This is a genomic window from Micromonospora sp. C95, assembly GCF_018070465.1.
In the GTDB taxonomy this organism is placed as follows: Bacteria; Actinomycetota; Actinomycetes; order Mycobacteriales; family Micromonosporaceae; genus Micromonospora.
Map to the genome: position 1 here is coordinate 207,571 of NZ_JAGPXT010000009.1, position 20,777 is coordinate 228,347.

The 20,777-nt window shown below is 72.9% G+C and carries 16 protein-coding genes; 9 read left to right on the forward strand and 7 right to left on the reverse strand.

Going from position 1 to position 20,777, the window contains the following annotated elements:
- Nucleotides 1-154 precede the first annotated feature (154 nt).
- Nucleotides 155-1,504, forward strand: coding sequence for a type I glutamate--ammonia ligase (glnA, locus tag KBX00_RS14070; protein WP_210826934.1), 1,350 nt, complete (start codon nucleotides 155-157; stop codon nucleotides 1,502-1,504).
- Nucleotides 1,505-1,664: 160 nt separating this feature from the next.
- Entirely contained in the window at nucleotides 1,665-2,090 is a 426-nt protein-coding gene (locus KBX00_RS14075) for a DUF350 domain-containing protein (RefSeq protein ID WP_099850791.1), read from the forward strand.
- A gap of 296 nt (nucleotides 2,091-2,386) precedes the next feature.
- Here KBX00_RS14075 and KBX00_RS14080 read toward each other — a convergent pair whose 3' ends face one another.
- A complete protein-coding gene (locus KBX00_RS14080) occupies nucleotides 2,387-2,896 on the reverse strand; it encodes a hypothetical protein (RefSeq protein WP_210826935.1) in 510 nt (169 codons plus the stop codon).
- Nucleotides 2,897-3,024: 128 nt separating this feature from the next.
- Nucleotides 3,025-3,900 carry an LD-carboxypeptidase gene (locus KBX00_RS14085; RefSeq protein ID WP_210826984.1) on the reverse strand — a complete coding sequence of 292 codons (876 nt, stop codon included), beginning with the start codon at nucleotides 3,898-3,900 and terminating at the stop codon, nucleotides 3,025-3,027.
- Between the two features lie 158 nt (nucleotides 3,901-4,058).
- Between KBX00_RS14085 and KBX00_RS14090 the strand changes: the two genes are divergently transcribed.
- The 5 genes from KBX00_RS14090 to mptB (KBX00_RS14110) all read left to right on the forward strand — a co-directional run bounded on the left by KBX00_RS14090 (nucleotide 4,059) and on the right by mptB (KBX00_RS14110) (nucleotide 13,023).
- Entirely contained in the window at nucleotides 4,059-4,823 is a 765-nt protein-coding gene (locus KBX00_RS14090) for a type 1 glutamine amidotransferase (RefSeq protein WP_210826936.1), read from the forward strand.
- The gene (locus KBX00_RS14095; protein WP_210826938.1) at nucleotides 4,823-8,038 is read left to right on the forward strand and encodes a bifunctional [glutamine synthetase] adenylyltransferase/[glutamine synthetase]-adenylyl-L-tyrosine phosphorylase; all 3,216 of its coding nucleotides are present in this window, start codon (nucleotides 4,823-4,825) and stop codon (nucleotides 8,036-8,038) included. The genes KBX00_RS14090 and KBX00_RS14095 overlap by 1 nt, the downstream gene beginning before the upstream one ends.
- Before the next feature lie 59 nt (nucleotides 8,039-8,097).
- A complete protein-coding gene (locus KBX00_RS14100) occupies nucleotides 8,098-9,717 on the forward strand; it encodes a hypothetical protein (protein WP_210826939.1) in 1,620 nt (539 codons plus the stop codon).
- Between the two features lie 145 nt (nucleotides 9,718-9,862).
- Entirely contained in the window at nucleotides 9,863-11,275 is a 1,413-nt protein-coding gene (gene mptB, locus KBX00_RS14105; protein ID WP_210826940.1) for a polyprenol phosphomannose-dependent alpha 1,6 mannosyltransferase MptB, read from the forward strand.
- A 146-nt stretch (nucleotides 11,276-11,421) separates the two neighbouring features.
- Complete coding sequence (gene mptB, locus KBX00_RS14110; protein ID WP_210826985.1) at nucleotides 11,422-13,023, forward strand: polyprenol phosphomannose-dependent alpha 1,6 mannosyltransferase MptB; 1,602 nt, start codon at nucleotides 11,422-11,424, stop codon at nucleotides 13,021-13,023.
- A 284-nt stretch (nucleotides 13,024-13,307) separates the two neighbouring features.
- On the opposite strand, the gene KBX00_RS14115 is transcribed toward mptB (KBX00_RS14110), so the two are convergent.
- From KBX00_RS14115 to glnA (KBX00_RS14125), 3 genes are all read right to left on the reverse strand, one after another.
- A complete protein-coding gene (locus KBX00_RS14115; RefSeq protein WP_210826941.1) occupies nucleotides 13,308-14,288 on the reverse strand; it encodes a hypothetical protein in 981 nt (326 codons plus the stop codon).
- A gap of 76 nt (nucleotides 14,289-14,364) precedes the next feature.
- Nucleotides 14,365-14,724, reverse strand: coding sequence for a PadR family transcriptional regulator (locus KBX00_RS14120; protein ID WP_210826942.1), 360 nt, complete (start codon nucleotides 14,722-14,724; stop codon nucleotides 14,365-14,367).
- A 110-nt stretch (nucleotides 14,725-14,834) separates the two neighbouring features.
- Nucleotides 14,835-16,259: a type I glutamate--ammonia ligase gene (glnA, locus tag KBX00_RS14125; protein WP_164449279.1), complete on the reverse strand. Its 1,425-nt coding sequence runs from the start codon at nucleotides 16,257-16,259 to the stop codon at nucleotides 14,835-14,837.
- Nucleotides 16,260-16,666: 407 nt separating this feature from the next.
- Here glnA (KBX00_RS14125) and KBX00_RS14130 point away from each other — a divergent pair, with 407 nt between their 5' ends.
- Nucleotides 16,667-17,002 carry an RDD family protein gene (locus KBX00_RS14130; protein WP_301547937.1) on the forward strand — a complete coding sequence of 112 codons (336 nt, stop codon included), beginning with the start codon at nucleotides 16,667-16,669 and terminating at the stop codon, nucleotides 17,000-17,002.
- Between the two features lie 23 nt (nucleotides 17,003-17,025).
- Here KBX00_RS14130 and KBX00_RS14135 read toward each other — a convergent pair whose 3' ends face one another.
- A complete protein-coding gene (locus KBX00_RS14135; RefSeq protein WP_093401255.1) occupies nucleotides 17,026-17,715 on the reverse strand; it encodes a DUF4191 domain-containing protein in 690 nt (229 codons plus the stop codon).
- Between the two features lie 159 nt (nucleotides 17,716-17,874).
- Complete coding sequence (gene lipA / locus KBX00_RS14140; protein ID WP_210826944.1) at nucleotides 17,875-18,867, reverse strand: lipoyl synthase; 993 nt, start codon at nucleotides 18,865-18,867, stop codon at nucleotides 17,875-17,877.
- Between the two features lie 483 nt (nucleotides 18,868-19,350).
- Here lipA and aspS point away from each other — a divergent pair, with 483 nt between their 5' ends.
- On the forward strand, nucleotides 19,351-20,637 hold the full coding sequence (gene aspS, locus KBX00_RS14145; protein ID WP_210826946.1) for an aspartate--tRNA(Asn) ligase: 1,287 nt from the start codon (nucleotides 19,351-19,353) through the stop codon (nucleotides 20,635-20,637).
- Nucleotides 20,638-20,777 lie beyond the last annotated feature (140 nt).

The following is a 20,777-nucleotide window of genomic DNA, read 5'->3' on the forward strand; positions in this document are numbered from 1 at the left end:
GTCCGGCCGGGTCGGACCGCCGGTCGGGACGGGACGGGACGCAACGGCCGCAGTTCGGTTAACGTCTGCGTAATCGGGTCGGTGGAGACTGGTCGGTCAGGTCGGGCAGAGTCAGACCGAAGGCGGACATAGCGTGTCGCGGAAGGTTGGGGAAGTGGACCGTCAGCAGGAGTTCGTCCTCCGTACGCTGGAAGAGCGGGACATCCGTTTCGTCCGGCTGTGGTTCACCGATGTGCTCGGCACGCTCAAGAGCGTGTCGGTCGCCCCCGCCGAACTGGAGGCCGCCTTCGAGGAGGGCATCGGCTTCGACGGCTCGGCGATCGAGGGGTTCGCCCGGGTCTTCGAGTCGGACATGGTCGCCATGCCGGATCCGACCACCTTCCAGGTGTTCCCGTTCGAGGGTGGGGTCAGCGGCGAGAGCGCCCGGATGTTCTGCGACATCCTGCTGCCCGACGGCGGCCCGTCCTGGGCCGACCCCCGCCACGTGCTGCGTCGGGCGCTGTCCCGGGCGGCGGAGAAGGGCTTCACCTTCTACACCCACCCGGAGATCGAGTTCTTCCTGCTGGAGAACGGGCCGATGGACGGCTCGGTGCCGATCCCGGTGGACACCGGCGGCTACTTCGAGCACACCACCCACGCCGTGGCGCGGGACTTCCGCCGCCAGGCGGTGCTGTCGCTGGAACGGATCGGCATCTCGGTGGAGTTCAGCCACCACGAGGTCGCTCCGGGCCAGCAGGAGATCGACCTGCGCTACGCCGACGCGCTCACCACCGCCGACAACATCATGACGTTCCGGCACGTGGTCAAGGAGGTGGCGCTCTCCACCGGCGTGCAGGCCACCTTCATGCCCAAGCCCTTCACCGACCAGCCGGGCAGCGGGATGCACACGCACCTGTCGCTGTTCGAGGGCGAGCGCAACGCGTTCCACGACGCCAGCGACCCGATGAAGCTGTCCAAGGTGGCCCGGGCGTTCATCGCCGGGCTGCTGGCCCACGCCCGGGAATACACCGCGGTCACCAACCAGTGGGTCAACTCGTACAAGCGGCTGTTCCCGCAGGCGTTGCCGGACCGGGTCACCGAGAGTCCCGCGTACGTCTGCTGGGGGCACCTGAACCGTTCCGCGCTGGTCCGGGTCCCGGCGTACGGCAAGCCGAACTCGGCCCGGGTGGAGATCCGTTCGCCCGACTCGGCCGCCAACCCGTACCTCGCCTTCGCGGTGCTGCTCGGCGCCGGGATGAAGGGCATCGAGGAGGGGTACGAGCTGCCGCCGGGCGCCGAGGACGACGTGTGGGCGCTGACCAGCGCCGAGCGACGGGCGATGGGGTACGAACCGTTGCCGGAGAACCTGTCCGAGGCGATCGACGTGATGGCCGGTTCGGAACTGGTCGCCGAGGTGCTCGGCGAGCACGTCTTCGACTTCTTCCTCCGCAACAAGCGGGCCGAGTGGGAGCAGTACCGCCGCGAGGTCACTCCCTACGAGCGCCAGCACTACCTCTCGCTGTAGCCGCTGCTCCCGGGCTGGCCTATCTGTCGCCGCGGCCGCAGCTGTGGGTGGGTCCGTGGGAACGGGCCCACCGGCGGGCTGCCGGGCGTTGCCCGGTGCCGCTATCGTCTCGATCACCGTGCCGGCACCCGCCGGCCGGAGACCCGTCGGGAGGCAGTCGGTGCTGGAGGATCTGCTCAGCGGAGCCTGGCAGAGCGTGGTGTTCGGGGTCGTCGGAGTTGGCCTGATGGCCGCCGGCTTCGTCCTGGTCGACCTGCTCACCCCGGGCAAACTGCGGGACCTGATCTGGGTACGCCGCAACGCCAACGCCGGCCTGCTGCTCGCCGCGAACCAACTCGGCGTCGCCGGCATCGTCTTCACCGCGATCCTGACCAGCTACAGCGACTTCGCCAAGGGACTGGCCTCGACGGTGATCTTCGGGCTGATCGGCCTCGGCATCATGGCGCTTGCCTTCTTCGTGCTGGACCTGATCACGCCGGGCAAGCTCGGCGAGGTCATCTGCGCCGACGAGCCGCACCCGGTGGCCCGGGTCAGCGCCGCCAGCCACTTCGGCGCCGCGCTCATCGTCTGCGCCTGCATCGCCTGACCACTCCCCGGTCCGGCCCTCCGGGTCCGGCGCCCCGGTCTGGCCCGGTTCCCGGGCCTGCGCCGTCAGCGGTCGCCGGATGCGGCAAGTCGGGCCTTCCCCGGCTCTGGAGACCGCGACTTGCCGCATGTCGTGAGTCGGGCGGCCCCGGGCGTGCCCGGTGGGCGGCCCCGCAGGAGTGGAGCGGGGCCGCCCACGCGGCGCGGTACGTCGGCCCGGGCGTGCCCGTCGATCAGCCTGGGCCGCGTCGGGCGGTTACCTGTGCACGTGGCGACGGGTGGACGCCGGCCGAGGCGTTACTTGCCGCCGCGAAAGCCCGGGCCGCCCCAGCCACCGAACACGCCGGCCTCGACGGCGGCGGTGATCGCGTCGGCCTGCTCCTGGGTCAGCTTGCCGTCCTCGACCGCCTGCGCGAGCCGCTCGGCCAGCGCCTCCTTACGCTCCTCGGCCGACGGCGGGGTCCGCCGCTCGCCCTCGCCGCCCATGCGGCCCTCACCGCGCCCCGGGAAGCCCCGGTGGCCCTCGCGGTCCGTCCGACCCTGCTGGTGCTGCTCGCGGAGCTTCTCCAGCGCCTCGGTCACCTGCTCGGCCGGCACGCCCAGCTCCTCGGCCAGCGCCTCGGCGAACTGCGCGTGCCGTGCGGCCCGCTGGTCCTGCCGGTCGCCCTGCGGCGCGCTGCTCGCGCTGGCGCTCGGCGTGGCCTTGTCGTCGGCGAGCGCCACGGTGGGAGCGGCGATTCCCACGCCGAGCACGCCCGCCGTGGCCAGCCCGGCCAGCAGGTGCTTCTTCGAGATCGTGCGGAACATCGTTCCTCCAAGTCGTCGGTGATTGCTGACGTCACCGACAGTGACGAGCTGGGCTGGGCGCGAACCATGGCGAAGCTGTCAACGAGCTGGCAATCCCGATCCAGAAGACAGACGATCCTGACAAGGGTTCAGCAAACGGCGGCGACCACGCTGAGGGTGCCGGCGTCGGCGTCGAGACTCGCCCGGGTACCGACCGGGACGGTGAGCTGACCGGGGCCGTGACCGACCGGCAGGCCACCGAGCACCGGTACGCCCAGGTCGCCGAGGCGCTCGCCGAGCACGTCGGCCACCGTGGTGTCCCAGCCGTCGGCGCAGTCGGTGAACTGCCCCACCGCCACCCCGGCCAACCCGTCCAGCGCGCCGGCCCGGCGGAGCTGGGTCAACATCCGGTCGACCTTGTACGGCGGCTCCTGCACGTCCTCCAGCAGCAGCACCGCGCCGGTCAGGTCGGGCATGTCCGGGGTGCCGAGGGAGGCCACGACCAGGCAGAGGTTGCCGCCCAGCAGCCGGCCGGTGGCCCGGCCCGCGACGCGTACGCCGAAGGTCTCCTCGCCCTCGACGGCGCTTACGGTGACCGGTTCGGTGCTGGTCATCGCCGCGTGCAGGGACTCGGCCGAGGCCAGCGGGGTGCGCTCGTCGCGCCAGGCCGCCCCCGGACCGTGCACGCCGGCCAGCCGGGCACCCCGCCAGAGCGCCAGTTGCAGCGCGGTGATGTCGGAGAATCCGGCCACCACCTTCGGGTCACGGCGGACCGCCGTCATGTCGATCGCGTCCACCACCCGCTGCGCCCCGTAACCACCCCGGGTGCAGATCACGCCGCGCACCTGCGGATCGGCGAACGCGGTGTTGAGGTCGGCCGCCCGCAGCGCATCGGCCCCCGCCAGGTAGCCCTGCCGGGCGTAGGCGTTGGGCGCGAGCACCGGCCGCAGCCCCCAGCCGGTGAGCAGTTCCACGCCCCGGGCCACCCGTTCCGGGCGGGTCGGTCCGGACGGCGACACCAGCATCACCGTGTCGCCGGGACGCAGGGCGGGCGGGCGTACGACGTCGTCGGGCGTGGTGTGGTCGGACACAGCGGCAGCTTAGTTGCGGTGGCCAGGAACGTTCCCGCGCTCGGCGGTCCCGCTGGTCGGCCGGATCGGCCGGACCGGATAGCCTCGACGATGTGGCAACTGCGTTGGTGATCGAGAACGACCCGACCGACGACCCGCGCCGGCTGGGGGAGTGGCTGACCGAGGCCGGGCTGGAGCTGGCGGTGGTCCGCCCGCACGCGGGCGAGACCCTCCCCGCCGACCTGGACGGGTACGCCGCCCTGGTGGTGCTCGGCGGTGACCAGCAGGCCTACCCGCTCGTCGACGGGGTGCCGGCGGCGCCCTGGTTCCCGGCGGTGGAGAAGCTGCTCCGCAAGGCGGTGCGGCACCGGCTGCCGACCCTGGGCGTCTGCCTCGGTGCGCAGCTGCTCGCCACCGCCCACGCCGGCACGGTCGTGCGCAGCCCGTCCGGGCCGGAGGTGGGGCCCGCCGTGGTCGGCCGGCGGGACGCGGCCGAGTCCGATCCGCTCTTCCGGTACGTGCCGCTGATCCCCGACGTGTTGCAGTGGCACGCCGACGAGATCACCGAGCTGCCCGCCGGTGCCACCCTGCTGGCCGCCTCCACCCGCTATCCGCACCAGGCGTTCCGGCTCGGCGACCGGGCCTGGGGGTTGCAGTTCCACATCGAGTGCGACACCGCGATGATCGCCGACTGGGCCACCGACTCGGTGCTGCTGGCCGAGCTGGGCTACGACCCGCAGCTGGTGATCTCCGCCTGCGACGCGGTGATGGCCGACGTCGAGGAGGTCTGGCAGCCGTTCGCGGCGCGGTTCGCCGCCGTCGCCCTCGGCGAGCTGGACGAGGGGTCGCGGCGCAGCCTGCCGCTGCTCGGGCACTGATGGGCCGGCCGACCAGCGCCACGGGCCGCCTCGCCCGGTACGGCTTCGGCGTCACCGACGACGAGGCGGGCGCTCGCGCCGCCGACCTGCTCGGGCCGGACGGGCTCGACCTGTGGCGCCCGCAGACCCAGGAACCCACCGGTGAGCAGGCTCAGGAGCTGCTCACCGCGCTGTCCCGGGCCGCCGACCCGGATCTGGCGCTGCGTCAGCTGCACCGGTTGGTCGAGGCGGAGCGCCGTGCGGCGGTCGGCCCGAACGGCACCGGAGGCCCGGGCGCGGCGCTGCGGCAACGGGGTGCGGGGCCCGGGCGCGTCACGGCGACCGCCACCGGCCAGAGCGGCGCCACCGGGAGCGGGGATGCCGGTGCCGCCGCGAGCGAGGGTGCGGCCGGCAACGGCGGCAGCCCCGGACGTGACGGTGTCGCCGGGGGCACCACTGCGGCCGGCGGCGGCATCGGAGCGGGCTCGGTGCTGCTCGCCGCGCTGCACGACGACCCGGGTCTGCGTCGCCGGCTGCTCGCCGTGCTGGGTGCCTCCTCCGCGCTGGGCGACCATCTGGTGGCCAACCCCGACCAGTGGCCGGTGCTGCGTACCGAGCCGGACGGTCTCGCCCCGACCGCGGACGGCCGGCTCGACAGGTCGGGCGAGGGCAACCCCGTCGCGGTGCTGCGGCGGGCGTACCGGCTGGCGTTGCTGCGGGTCGCGGCGGCCGACCTGACCGGCGGGCGCGGCCTGGAACAGACAATGGCCGCGCTGTCGGCACTTGCCGACGCCACGCTGTCGGCCGCGTACCAGATCGCCGTGGCGGAGTTGCCCGAGGGCACCCGGGAGCCACGACTGAGCGTGGTCGCCATGGGCAAGTGCGGCGGCGGCGAGCTGAACTACGTCTCCGACGTCGACGTGATCTTCGTGGCGGCCGAGGACGACGACCTGACCACCGCCACCACCGTGGCCACCCGGCTGATCCACATCTGCGGGCTGGTCGCCTGGCCGGTCGACGCGGCCCTGCGCCCGGAGGGCAACCGGGGGCCGCTGGTGCGGACCCTCGCGAGCCACCTGGCCTACTACCGGCGCTGGGCCCGGACCTGGGAGTTCCAGGCGCTGCTCAAGGCCCGCCCGGCCGCCGGTGACCTGGTGCTCGGCCAGGAGTGGATCGACGCGCTGGCGCCGCTGCTCTGGCAGGCGGCCGAGCGCCCCGAGGCGGTCGAGGACGTTCGGGCGATGCGGCGCAAGATCATTGATCACATCCCGCCGAAGGAGCTGGAACGCGAGATCAAACGCGGCCCCGGCGGGTTGCGCGACATCGAGTTCGCGGTGCAGTTGCTGCAGCTGGTGCACGGCCGGGGTGACGAGACGTTGCGGGCGCCCGGCACCATCCCCGCCCTGCGGGCGCTGGTCACCGGCGGCTACGTCGGCCGGGCCGACGGCGAGGCGCTGCTGCGCGGCTACCGGTTCCTGCGCAGCGTCGAGCACCGGCTGCAACTTCAGGGCCTGCGACGCACGCACACCGTACCGACCGAGCCGGGCGCGTTGCGCTGGCTCGCCACCGCGCTCGGCTACACCGCCGGGCCCGGCCGCAGCGCCGTCGAGGAGTTCCGCGCCGAGTGGGTCACCCACGCCACCGAGGTACGCCGACTGCACGCCAAACTGCTCTACCGGCCGCTGCTGGAGTCGGTGGCCCGGGTACCGGCCGACGGGCTGCGGCTGACCCCGCAGGCGGCCCGCAACCGCCTGGAGATCCTCGGCTTCGCCGACCCGGCCGGGGCGCTGCGTCACCTGCAGGCCCTCACCGGCGGGGTGAGCCGGACCGCCGCCATCCAACGCACCCTGCTGCCGGTGCTGCTCAGCGAGTTCGCCGACGCGCCCGAGCCGGACCGGGGGCTGCTCAACTACCGCCAGGTCTCCGACTCCCTCGGCAGCACCCCCTGGTACCTGCGCCTGCTGCGCGACTCCGGTCCGGTGGCCCGCCGGCTGGCCCGGGTGCTCTCCGCCTCCCGGTACGTCGCGGACCTGCTGAAGCGGGAGCCGGAGGCGCTGCGCCTGCTGGCCGAGGAGAGTGAGCTGAGCCCGCGGCCACGCGAGGTGCTCTTCGACGGGCTCACCGCCGCCGCGGCCCGGCACACCGACCCGGTCGAGGCGACCCGGGCGGTACGCGCACTGCGTCGCCGGGAACTGCTCCGCCTTGCCTGCGCCGACGTGCTCAGCCGGGCCGGTTCGCTGGCCCCGGCCCGCCCCGACGGTGCCCGGAGCACGCCCGCCCTGTCCGACATCACGGCGGTCGGCACCGCGCTCTCCGACGTCACCGACGCGACCCTCGCCGCCGCGCTGCGGACGGCCCGCGCCGCCCAGCCGGCCATGCCGGGACTGACGTTCGCGGTGATCGGGATGGGCCGGCTCGGCGGGTACGAGTCGAACTACCTCTCCGACGCCGACGTGCTCTTCGTCTACGAGCCGCCGGAAGGGGTCAGCGAGAGCGCGGCCAGTGCCGCCGCGCACGCCATCGCCGAGGAGCTGCGGCGGCTGCTCGGCATGCCCGCACCCGACCCGCCGCTCGGCGTCGACGCCGACCTGCGTCCCGAGGGCCGGCAGGGGCCGCTGGTCCGCAGTCTCGCCGCCTACCAGCAGTACTACGCCCGCTGGTCGAGGGTGTGGGAGGCGCAGGCGCTGCTGCGCGCCCGCTGCGTCTGCGGCGACGCCGACCTGGGCACCCGGTTCGAGCAGATGGTCGACCCGATCCGGTACCCGGCCGACGGGCTGACCCGGGAGCAGGTCATCGAGATCCGCCGGATCAAGGTGCGGGTGGAGACCGAGCGGCTGCCCCGTGGCGCCGACCCGGCCACCCACACCAAGCTGGGCCGGGGCGGCCTGGCCGACGTGGAGTGGGCGGTGCAGCTGCTCCAACTGCGGCACGCCGGCGCGTACCCGCAGCTGCGCGGCACGCGTACCCTCGACGCGCTCGCCGCGGCCCGGGAAGCGGGCCTGGTCGACCCGGCGGACGCCGAGGCGATGGCGGCCGGCTGGACGCTCGCCGCGCAGGTCCGCAACGCGCTGATGCTGGTCCGGGGCCGTGCCGGCGACCAGCTGCCCCGGCACGGCGTGGAACTGGCCGGCGTGGTCCGGCTGCTCGGTCGCGACGACCCGGGCGAGTTTCTCGACGAGTACCTGCGCACCGGCCGCCGCTCCCGCGCCGCCACCGAGCGCGTCCTGGAGATGTGACGCCGGTGTCCGGGTGACCCGCTACCAGGGCCGGTCACTGATCGTGGTAGGACTGCTCGGTGCCGACATCGACCCACGCTGCCGTTCCCGACGGGAAGGCCGCCGAGGACGCTGGCGCACCGTGGCCGGGCTACCCGATCCTCGGCGCGCTGGTGCTGTCGCTGCTACTGGCCGCCGCGTTCCTGCTGGCCCCGCCCATGGGCACCGACCTCTCCGCGCAGGTGGCCCGCGCGGGCTTCGCGGCGTGCAACGGGCTCGCCCCGCTGGACTTCTCCTGGTACGGCGGGGTCAACCAGTTCGGCTACAGCCTCTACACCCAGACGCTCGGTGCGCTGGTGGGGGTGCGTGCGCTCGGCGCGGTCGCGGCGGTCGTCTCCGCTGTGGCGCTGGCCTGGCTGCTGGTGCTGACCGGTGCCCGCCGTCCGCTGCTCGGCGGCCTGCTGGGTGCGATCGTCCTGGTGGGAAACCTGGCCAGTGGCCGGATAACCTTCGCCGTCGGCCTGATGTGGGCGCTGCTCGCGCTCTGCCTGGCGGCGCTGCCCCGGGGTGCGCGTTGGTGGCGGCTGTCGGCGGCCGGTGCGGCGGCGGTGCTCGCGACAGCCGCCAGCCCGGTGGCCGGCCTCTTCCTCGGCCTCGCCGGCGGCACCCTGCTGATCCTCGACGTCTGGCGGCACCGGCGACCCGGACCCGCAGCCCTGGTCCTCTGCCTCGCGCCGCTGGTGACGGTGGCGCCGATGGCGGTGCTCTTCGGCAACGGTGGCCGGCAGCCGTTCAGCGCCGAATCGCTGCGGATCAACCTTGCGCTGGCCGTGGTGGTGTTCGCGCTGGTACCGGTACGGGCCCTGCGGGTCGGTGCCGCGCTCACCGCGCTGCTCCTGGTCGCGGCCTACCACCTGCCCAGCCCGATCGGCTCGAACGCGCTGCGCCTGCCGATGCTTTTCGCCCTGCCGCTCGTCGCGGCATACGTCGGACTGGGCCGGCGGTGGCTGGCCGCGCTGCTCGTCGCGCTGTTCTGGTGGCAGTCCCCGGTGATGACAAACGACATTGCCCGCCGTGGGCCGGCACCGGCGTACGCCGCCTTCCACCAACCGCTGCTCGACGAGCTGCACCGGCAGGCCCCGGTGGGCCGGATCGAGGTGGTGCCGCTGCGGGACCACTGGGAGAGCGCCTTCGTGGCCGCCGAGGTACCGCTGGCCCGGGGCTGGGAGCGGCAGGTCGACGTGGGACGTAATCCGCTCTTCTACGACGGCAGTCTCGACGCCGGCCGGTACGGCGAGTGGCTGCGCCACAACGCCGTCAGCTACGTCGCCGTCGCGCCCGACGCGGCACTGGATCGGTACGGCCGGGACGAAGCGACTCTGGTGCTGGCCGGCCAGCCGTACCTGCGGGAGGTCGGCCGCCCCGGGCAGTGGCGTCTGTACCAGGTGCTCGACCCGGCCCCCCTGGTCTCCCCTCCGGCTCGGCTCGTCACCTCCGACGAGGCGGGGCTGCGATTCACCGTCGACGCCCCCGCCGAGGTGCTCGTCCGGGTCCGTTGGTCCCGTTGGTTGTCGCTGGCGGCCGGGTCGGGTTGCCTGTCACCCGGCGCGGACGGCTGGGTCACGGTCCAGGCCCGCGAGCCGGGCACCTTCCGGGTCACCAGCAGCCTGCGGCCCTCCGGCCACTGCTCGCCCGGCTGACGGCGGGCGCTCGACGGCGGGCGGTGAGCGGGCGCCGGTGCGTGGTCGCCGGTGGGCGCGGGCGGAGGCCGGGCAGGGGCGGCGCGTGTCCGCCGGACGATGCCCACCTCCGTTTCGCGATCACGGTACTGGCAGCATGGCGGGCGTGCCCCATCACCTCGTGCGCTGGACCGGACTGGCCGGATCGATCATGCTCGCCGTGGCGGCGTTCCTCGGCGGTGCGCTGCCCGACGGTGATCTGCGACCCAACCCCATCAAGATCTGGCTGGGCCCGAACGGGCCGCTGATCATCGGGCTGTGGTTGTTCGGCACCGCAGCCATGGCGGTGGCCTGGTGGACCCTGCGGGACCGGGTGCCGTCGGCGCGATGGGCCCTGGTCACCGCCGGGCTGTGGGTGCTGCCGTTCCTGGTCACCCCGCCGCTGGGCAGCCGGGACGCCTACGCGTACGCGTGCCAGGGGGCAAGCTACGCGGGCGGCATCAGCCCGTACGAGTACGGCGTGTCCACGCTGCCCTGCCCGTGGCTGGACACCATGTCGTACATCTGGCGGGACACCCCGGCGCCGTACGGGCCGCTGTTCGTGGTGCTCTCCGGCGCGGTGGTCGCGGCGACCGGTTCCCTGATCGGCAGCATCCCGTTGTTCCGGGTGCTCGCGGTGGCCGGCGTCGTGCTGACGGCGGCCTGCCTGCCGGTGCTGGCCCGTCGCAGCGGCGTGCCGGTCGGCCGGGCCCTCTGGCTCGCCCTGGCCAGCCCGCTGGTCGGGGTGCACCTGATCTCCGGCGTACACAACGACGCGCTGATGGTCGGGCTGCTGGTGGCCGGGCTGGCCGTGGTGGTCAGTCGCCCCGGGCGACCCTGGCCGCTGCTGGCCGGCGGCGTCGTCCTCGGCCTGGCCGCCGGCATCAAGGTGACCGCGCTGGTGGTGGTGCCGTTCGCGGCGCTCGCCGCGATCACCGGCGGCTTCTCGCTGCGCGCGCTGCTGCGCCACGGTACGCCGGTGGTCGGCGGTGCCGTGGCCACGCTGTTCGGGGTGACCCTGGCCGCCGGGCTGGACCTCGGCTGGATCACCGGGCTGTCCCACGGCAACGAGGTGGTCGCCTGGACCTCGCCGCCGACCGCCGTCGGGCAGACCGTCGGTTACCTGGTGCTGCCGTTCGGCCTGCACATCGACGCGCTGCCGGTGACCCGGGGCATCGCCGTGCTGGTGTTGGCGGCGTTGCTGGTGTGGCTGTGGTTCCGGGCCCGCCACCGGGAACCGCTCTGGCACGCCGCGCTGGCGTTGACCGCGACGGTGGCGCTCGCCCCGCTGTTCCACCCCTGGTACTGGTTCTGGCCGCTGACCCTGCTCGCCGCCACCGCTCGGCGCACCTGGTGGTTCAGCGCGGTGACGGTGTACGCCGCGTTCCTGGTGCTGGCCGACGGCACCGGCCTGCCCCGCTACACCAAGACGGTCGGTGCGCCACTGATGACGCTGTTCGTGATCGTGGTGGCGGCCCGCTTGGTACGGTCGGCGAAGGAGGCCCGGGCGGCACCCCGTCAGCCGGTGCCGGTCGAGTAGGCGTCCCGGCGGACGGTTCTGGCCGCCGCACTGGAGGAGAGGTACCGCCGGTGAGCGATCCCGGCGTCCGTTCCCACCTCGGTCCCCACTTCGCGTCCGACGCCGGTGGCGATCCGGGTTCCGGACGCGGTCCCGATGCCCGGGCCGTGGGCTCTCGGGACCGGGTCGCCCGCTACGTCGGACTGGTGGGGGCGCTGCTGCTGGCGGTCGTCGGGTACCTCGGGGGAGCGCTGCCCGATGCCACCACCGCACCCGACGGTGGCCCGCTGACCGTCACGCCGTGGTTGCTCGGCACCGCCGCCATGGTGGGCGCCTGGTGGGCGTTGCGCGCCGGTGCGCCATCGACGAGGTGGGCGTACGTCACCGCCGGGTGGTGGACGCTGCCGCTGCTGGTCACCGCCCCGCTGGGCAGCCGGGACGTCTACTCGTACGCCTGTCAGGGCTGGATCTACGCCGACGGTGGTGACCCGTACGCCACCGGGGTGGCCGCGGCCGGCTGCCCCTGGGTCGAGGCGGTCGCGCCGGTCTGGCGCGACACCCCGGCCCCGTACGGGCCGTTCTTCGTGCTGCTCGCGGCGCTGGCCGTGACGCTCGGCGGTGGGCTGGTCGGCACGGTGCTGCTGCTGCGGATGCTGGCGCTCGCGGGCGTGCTGGCGGCGGCGGCCTGCCTGCCCGGCCTGGCCCGGGCGGCCGGCGTGCCGCCTCGCCGGGCGACCTGGCTGGTGTTGGCCTGCCCACTGGTCGGCGTGCACCTGGTGGCCGGGGCGCACAACGACGCGGTGATGCTCGGCCTGCTCCTGCCCGCCCTGCTGGTGCTGGTCCGCCGTCCGGGCCGCTCGGGCGCGACCTCCGCTGGGTCCTCCGCTGGGTCCTCCGCGCCTGGCGGGTCGGTGCCGCGCCCACCTGAGTCGAGTCGGCTCGGATCGCTGCGCTCGGTGGGTGTGTTGCTGGTCGCCGGGGTGCTGCTCGGGCTGGCGGTGTCGGTGAAGGCGACCGCCGTGGTGGTGCTGCCGTTCGCTGCGCTGGCCGCCGTGCCGGGCCGGCCCGTCGTGCGGACGCTGTTGCGCGACGGCGGCGTGCTGGCCGTCGGGGCGGTCGGCGGGCTGCTGGTCCTCTCCTGGTTGACCGGTCTGGGGTTCGGCTGGCTCGGCGGGTTGGGTCACAGCGGCGACACCGTGCAGTGGACCTCGCCGCCGACCGCCGTCGGCATGCTCGTCGACTACGTCGGCGAACTGCTCGCTCGCCACCCCGACGCGGTCCCGGTAACGCGCACAGCCGCCCTGCTCCTCCTGGCCACCCTGCTCCCCCTCCTCTGGTTCCGCACCCTCTCCGCCCTCCACCCCCCACCCGAGTCCCGCCCACCACACGCGGGCATCGAGCGGTTGATCATGAAGTTATTGCCCTGGGTAAGCGTTTACCGAGGCGACAACTTCATGATCAACCCGGCTGGGGTTGGGGTGGTGTTGGGGGGTGCGGGGGTGGGGTTGGTGGCCACCGTGGTGCTCGCGCCGGTGTTTCATCCCTGGTACGCGACGTGGCCGCTGGCGGTGCTCGCGGTGGCCGCGACGCGGACGGCCTGGTTCGTGGTGCCGTGTGCACTGGCCTCGTTTCTCGCTCTGCCGGACGGCACCAGTGTGGCCCGGCTGACCAAGGCCCCGGGCGCGATCGCGATGACCGCTCTGATCCTCGCCGCGGTCATCTGGACCCTGTCCCGCGTCCTACGCTGGCGGTCGGCCGCACCCTCCTGATCCCAGCCACACCGGCCGCCGCTGACCCGTGGCAGCCGCGCCAACCCGCGCCGGTCCGGCGATGGACTGTGGCAGTCCAGCTGTCTGACACGCCGATGCGGAGGCCCCTGCACTGCCACAGTCAGGAGCCTGCCGTTCGCGTGCGTCGTGCAGAATCCGCCGTCCCGATGCGCGGTGGCGGAGTGCCCACTCAGTGGCGGCGCTACGTGCCGTCGGTGTGCCCGACGGCGGCGACCACCCCGTGCTGGGGTGGGTGCCCGGTCAGCGGTGGGCGGGGGGCCGGGTCAGCGGCGGATGCCGCAGGTGGGGCAGGGTTCGCCGGGGCTGCTGCCGCCGAAGCGTCGGCGCAGGGCGACGGCGGCCGGCAGCACGGCCGGCCCGAGCAGGCCGACGGTGAGCGCGGCAACTACCAGGGTCGGATAGGTCGGACGCGGTGCGCCACCGAGGCCGTCCACCGCCCCGGCCAGGATGTGCACGCTGAGCAGGCCGATCGGGGTGAGCAGCGCGACCACCGCCCAGCCGCCCCGCCTGTCCCGCAGGACGGCCAGCCCGACGGCGAGCAGCAGCGCAACCCCCAGCAACACCACCCCGGTCGCCGGCAGCAGCAGTTCGGACGTCCACCGGTAGGAGCCCCAGTAGAGCTGGTTGCCCGCGCCACCGGCGAATGCGGCGCCACCCGCTGCCGCCACGATCGGCAAGGCCCGAGCGGGCATCGGCAGGCGGCTGTCCACCGCGAGCGCCAGCACACCGAGGGCGACCTGGGGCACCAGGACCAGCAGTGGCGGTCTGGGCAGGCCCACGACCGGGCTCACCAGGAGCACCGCCACGGTGGCCAGCACCGCCACCGCGATGGCCACCCGGGTGGGCCGACCCGGCGCGACGAGCACCAGCAGCGCGGAGATCACCCAGGCGAGCCACGCGACGATGCCGATCGACTCGAACGGGCCGAATGTCGGCACGCCCGCCTCGGTGGGTGGGGGGCTCTGCTCTACCAGTGTCCAGAAGCCGGCCAGGAAGGCGGCGGTGGTCAGCGCGAGCAGCGCCGCGAGGCGTACCCCGGGAATCAGGTCGGTGGCGCCGGCGGCCCGCAGCCGCTGGCGGAGGCCACCCCGCACGAGGTCGGCGGCGTCCGCGACGGAGGGCCAGCGCCGTCGTGGGTCAGCCAGGTCGAGGTACGTGCCGACGATCTCGTCACCCCGGTCGTGGCGGTAGTCCGTCGGGTACGCCCGCATCAGTTGCCGGTAGCGACGCTCCAGGATGCTCATGCCGGTCCTCCGCTTCGCTGCGTGCCGGCCCGAGGCACCAGCGCACTGCGTTGATGAGTCGCTCGCTGACGCTCGCTCATGCCAGACCTCCGGCGGTACGCGGGGCGAGTGGGCGTACCGATCGGGCGCGCAGCCGCGCGGTGGCGGCCTCGACGTTGCGGCGCAGCCGTTCGGTCTCGGCGGCGAGGGTGGCGTCACCGGTGGGGGAGAGGCGGTAGTAGCGGCGCAGCCGCCCGTCGACGGTCTCCTCCCGGTCGAGTTCGACCAGGCCGGCGTCGGTGAGCCGGTCCAGCGCGCCGTAGAGGGTGCCGGGGCGCAGCGACAGCCGGCCGTCGGAGAGGGCCGCGACCTCGCCGATGATCGCGTAACCGTGCATCGGCTCGCGGGCGAGCGCGGTCAGGATGAGGAAAGTGGGTTCGCGCAGCGGGGTGTCCACGCCCCCAATGTATCGGACGCGAAGGTATTAGGTGGGCCGACATGAGGGCCGACATGCCGCGGGCCGGCTCCGCGAGGTGCGGAGCCGGCCCGGGCGGGTGCTGAGCCGAATCAGCAGTCGAAGTACATCGCGAACTCGTGCGGGGTCGGGCGCAGACGCACCGGGTCGACCTCGTTGGCCCGCTTCCAGTCGATCCAGGTGGAGATCAGGTCGGGGGTGAAGACGCCGCCGTCGAGCAGGTAGTCGTGGTCGGCCTCCAGCGAGTCCAGCACCGCCGGCAGCGAGCCCGGCACCTGCTTGACGTCGCCCCACTCCTCCGGCGGGAGGTCGTAGAGGTCCTTGTCGATCGGCGCCGGCGGCTCGATCTTGCTCTTGATGCCGTCGAGGCCGGCCATCAGCATCGCCGAGAAGGCGAGGTAGACGTTCGCCGACGGGTCCGGCACCCGGAACTCGACCCGCTTGGCCTTCGGGTTGCTGCCGGTGACCGGGATACGGGTGCAGGCGGAGCGGTTGCGCTGCGAGTAGACCAGGTTGACCGGCGCCTCGAAGCCCGGCACCAGGCGACGGTACGAGTTGACCGTCGGGTTGGTGAAGGCCAGCAACGACGGCGCGTGGTGCAGCAGACCGCCGATGTACCAGCGGGCGGTGTCGGACAGGCCGGCGTAGCCGGTCTCGTCGTAGAACAGCGGCTCGCCGCCCAGCCAGAGGCTCTGGTGGGTGTGCATGCCGGAGCCGTTGTCGCCGAAGAGCGGCTTCGGCATGAAGGTGGCGGTCTTGCCGGCGGCCCAGGCGGTGTTCTTCACGATGTACTTGAAGAGCTGGAGCTGGTCACCGGCGTGCAGCAGGGTGGAGAACTTGTAGTTGATCTCCGCCTGGCCGGCGGTGCCGACCTCGTGGTGCGAGCGCTCCACGGTGAAGCCGGTGTCGATCAGCCGGCGGACGATCTGGTCACGCAGGTCGGCGTAGTGGTCGACCGGCGGCACCGGGAAGTAGCCGCCCTTGTACGCGGTCTTGTAGCCGCGGTTGCCGCCCTCCTCCTCGCGACCGGTGTTCCAGGCGCCCTCGATCGAGTCGATGTAGTAGTACGCCTGGTGCGCGGAGGTCTCGTGACGGATGGAGTCGAAGATGTAGAACTCCGCCTCCGGACCGAAGTAGGCGGTGTCGGCGATGCCGCTGGCGGCGAGGTATGCCTCGGCCTTCTTCGCCACGTTGCGCGGGTCACGCGAGTATGCCTCGCGGGTGAACGGGTCGTGGATGAAGAAGTTCAGCGCGAGGGTCTTCTGCGCGCGGAACGGGTCGATGAAGGCGGTGGCGACGTCCGGGAGCAGGAGCATGTCCGACTCGTGGATCGCCTGGAAGCCGCGGATCGACGACCCGTCGAAAGCGAGACCGTTGGTGAAGAAGTCGTCGTCGACGGACTCCACCGGCAGGTTGAAGTGCTGCATGACGCCGGGCAGGTCACAGAAACGAACGTCGACGAACTTCACGTCCTCGTTCTTGAGGTAACGCAGGAGTTCCTCGGGATTGGCGAACACTCGTCCTCCTGGCACGTCCACGGATAGCTAGGCTCCTGGCGACGCTATGGCCGTGCGGTTGCCCGGCCATGTCTCCAGTGTTTCTGCCGTGTTACGTCCCTCGCGTTGGGTCACCTCGGTGCCTGACTCGGACACCTCAACCCGAGGGACGGGTCCGGCTGTGCCAGTGTAGTGAAACTTGATGAGATTGGTCCTTTTTGGCGCCACCCGTCGGCCGGGTCCGCTGCCCGGTGCGGTCCGCCCGGCGCCCGGGCCCGGCCGCTCCGGTGCCCGGGCTCGAACCGGGTCCTGCCCGCGCCGGGCCTGCACCCGGGGCGGTTCCGGCGCTGACTAGGCTCGTGCGGGTGACCACCCAGCCGAGCCCAGCGCCGCCTCCCGCCAAGGATCCCGACTTCGTCCCGACCGACCTGGGGCGCCGCTTCGGGGCGCTGGTCATCGACTGGATCCTCTGCCTGCTCGCGTCGGGCCTGTTCGCCAGCCCCACCCGGGACGCCTGGGCGCCCGTGCTGGTGCTGATCCTGCTCTACGGCGTCTTCCTGGGCATGTTCGCCCAGACACCCGGCATGTACCTGACCAGGATCCGGTGCGTCGACTGGACCGACGGTGGCCGGATCGGGCTGCTCCGGGCGCTGCTGCGGGGCGTACTGCTGGCCCTGGTCGTCCCCGCCCTGCTGATGGACCAGCACCGGCGTGGTCTGCACGACCGCCTCACCGGCTCGGTCGTCACCCCCGCCCCACGCTGACCGGCCCTCCCCGGCGTGCGGGCTCAGCGTCCGCGCATCTGGCGGGACGCGCCGCGCGGCGGGCGGAGGTTCTTCGGGATCGCACCCTTGGGCATCTGCGGGCGGGAGGTGAGCGCCTTGAGCCGCTTGTCCAGGGAGTTGACGTCCTTGCCGCTGAGGTTGCGGGGCAGCCGCATCAGCGTCATCCGCAGCTTGCGGATCGGCAGCTCGCCCTCGTCCTGCCCGATGACGTAGTCGTAGAGCGGCGCATTGCCGATCACCTTGGCCAGCCGTCGCTTCTCCTGGCCGAGCAGGCCGCGAACCCGCTGCGGATTGCCCTCCGCCAACAGGATCACGCCGGGCCGGCCGATGACCAGGTGCACCATGTCCATCTGGGTGGTCGAGCTGACCGCCGGGGAGACCCGCCAGTCACCGCGCATGTTCTCCATGATCTGCGCGGCCGCACCGGGCTGCCCCTCGGCCGCGTTCATCATCGCCCGGTTCGACCGGAGGTTGAGCACGATCAACAGGCAGAGCAGGGCGAACAGGATGCCCAGTGGCAACCAGAGCCAGCCCCAGAGCGCGACCGCGACCACGGTCAACGCGAGCGGGATCAGCACCGCACCGGTGGCCAAGGGGGCGAACCACTTGTCCTGCTTGGCGGTGAACCGGAACACCAACCCGATCTGCTTCAGCCGCTGGCCGAACGAGACCTTCTCCTGGGGCTTTGCCATGGCGTCGAGTCTAGTGGTCGCCCGCCGCCCGGTTGATCCGCGGCCGGCTGAGTACCTTACGACCCCGACACGGCGCCAGCGACCCGGCGTAAACAGGGCGAGCGGGCACAGATCAGGCGCGGTGCCTCAGACGCAAGATCGACAGTGCGCGGTCTGGATTCAGGGGGTGGTCAGGGGAACGGTTCGGCGGGCGGCGAGAGCCTGTTGGTAGAGGCGGCCGGCGCGGTAGGAGGAGCGGACCAGGGGGCCGCTCATCACCCCGGCGAAGCCGATCTCCTCGGCCTCCTCGCGCAGCTCGACGAACTCCTCCGGCTTGACCCAGCGTTCCACCGGGTGGTGCCGGGGGGAGGGGCGCAGGTACTGGGTGATGGTGATCAGCTCGCAGCCGGCGGCGTGCAGGTCGCGCAGGGCCTGGGAGATCTCGGCCCGCTCCTCGCCCATGCCGAGGATCAGGTTGCTCTTGGTGACCAGGCCGTCGGCACGGGCCTGCCGGATGACGTCCAGCGACCGCTCGTAGCGGAAGGCCGGCCGGATCCGCTTGAAGATCCGGGGAACCGTCTCCACGTTGTGCGCGAGCACCTCCGGCCGGGCGCCGAAGACCTCGGCGAGCTGCTCGGGTACCGCGTTGAAATCGGGGATCAGCAGCTCGACGCCACAACCGGGCTGCAGGGCGTGGATCTGCCGGACCGTTTCGGCGTAGAGCCAGGCACCGCCGTCGGGCAGGTCGTCGCGGGCGACGCCGGTGATGGTGGCGTACCGCAGACCCATCGACACCACCGACTCGGCGACCCGACGCGGCTCGTCGGCGTCGAACTCGGCCGGCTTGCCGGTGTCGATCTGGCAGAAGTCGCAGCGGCGGGTGCACTGGTCACCGCCGATGAGGAAGGTGGCCTCGCGGTCCTCCCAGCATTCGTAGATGTTGGGGCAGCCGGCCTCCTGGCACACCGTGTGCAGCCCTTCGCGCGAGACCAGGCCCCGCAGCTGGGTGTACTCCGGGCCCATCTTGGCCTTGACCTTGATCCACGGCGGTTTGCGCTCGATCGGCGTCTCGGCGTTGCGTGCCTCGATCCGCAGCAGTCGCCGCCCCTCAGGGGCGGGCGTCGCGGTACTCGCGGCCTGGCCGGTCGTCGGCGCGGAGTGCTCGATCGTCACAAAACGAGCCTACGCCGGACGGCGGCCGTCGATGAACGGCGGGCGACGGCCGTCACCCCGGAAATCCTGTGACACCGGACACCGGGGACGGAAAAAACGGGTCACACGGCGACGGTGGGTGGTGTTAGCGTGCCCGACACGAAGCGACGACGGAGCCGAGTAGCGTCCCGCCCCGCCAGTTGAAGAGAGCCGCCGGTTGCTGCGAGGCGGTCTGGCACCGGGGCCGCGAAGACCCTCCCGAGCTGCGGGAAGAACAGCGTGCGGTGACGGCCCTGGTTGAGCGGGGCCGCGCCGGCATCCGCGCCCAGTAGACCCCGCCCGGCTGGCCCCGGTGAAAAGGCGACGAACGAGGCTCCCGTCCCGACGGGAGCGAAGGTGTGGTGGCACCGCGAGGTTTCCCGCTCGCCCACACCTCCCGGGGCTGAGGCGATGCCTGGCCACCCGAGGTGGCCGGGGCGTTGCGATCGACCGAGGAGAGCCACTGTGCAACGCATCCTGTCCGACCAACTCACCCGGCACACCGGCCGTACCGTCCGGATCTCCGGCTGGGTGCACCGCCGCCGACTGCTCAAGTCGGTGGCCTTCCTGATCGTCCGGGACGCCGCCGGCCTGGCGCAGGTGGTGGTCACCGACCCCGTGGTGCGCGCCGAGGTCGCGGCGCTGCCGGAGGAGACCGTCGTCGAGGTGGTGGCCACCGTGGTCGCCAACGCGGCGGCACCCGGCGGGTTGGAGCTGACCGACCCGACGGTACGTCCGCTCTCCCCACCCGCCGCGCCGCCCCCGTTCGACCTGTACCGGCCCGAGCTGGCGGCCACCCTGCCGACCCAGCTGGACCACGCCCCGGTCGCCCTGCGCCATCCGACCCGGTCGGCCGCGTTGCGGATCTCGGCGGCGGCGGTGGCCGGCTTCCGGGCCACGCTCGACGCCCGCCGCTTCGTGGAGATCCACACACCGAAGGTGGTCGCTTCGTCCACCGAGAGCGGCGCGAACGTCTTCGCCCTGGACTGGTTCGGTCGGCCCGCGTACCTGGCCCAGTCGCCACAGTTCTACAAGCAGCTGATGGTCGGGGTCTTCGAACGGGTCTACGAGGTCGGGCCGGTGTTCCGCGCCGAACCGCACGACACCGTGCGGCACCTGGCGCAGTACACCTCGCTCGACGTCGAGTTGGGTTTCGTCACCGACCACCGGGACGTGATGGCGGTACTGCGGGACGCCCTCGCCGGGATGCTCGACGCGGTCGGTGACCGGGCCGCCGGTGCGCTGGCCACCCTCGGCGTCACACCCCCACCGGTGCCGGCGCAGATCCCGGCGGTGCACTTCACCGACGCGCTGCGGATCGCCGGCGCGTCGGCCGACGAACCGGACCTGGCCCCGGCGCACGAACGGGCGCTGGGGGAGTGGGCCCGGCGCGAGCACGGGTCGGAGTTTCTTTTCGTCACCGGGTACCCGATGGCGAAGCGGCCCTTCTACACCCATCCGGACCCGGCGCGGCCGGGCCACTCAAACGGTTTCGACCTGCTGTTCCGGGGCCTCGAACTGGTGACCGGCGGACAGCGGCTGCACCGGCACGCCGACTATCTTGCCGCGCTGGCCGCCCGAGGTGAGCCGGTGGAGCCGTACGCCGGCTACGTCGACGCCTTCCGCCACGGCATGCCCCCACACGGCGGCTTCGCCATCGGCCTGGAACGCCTCGTCGCCCGCCTGACCGGCGCCCCCAACATCCGCGAGGTAACCCCTTTCCCCCGCGACCTCCACCGCCTGACCCCCTGACAGTGCGCCCACCCCACCCCACCCACCCCACCCGATCGACCTCGCCGCTGATCATGAAGTTGTTGTCACCGATGCCGGCGTGGCGTGACAACAACTTCATGATCAACCGAGTGGGTGGGGGGGAGTCAGGGGGTGGGGGG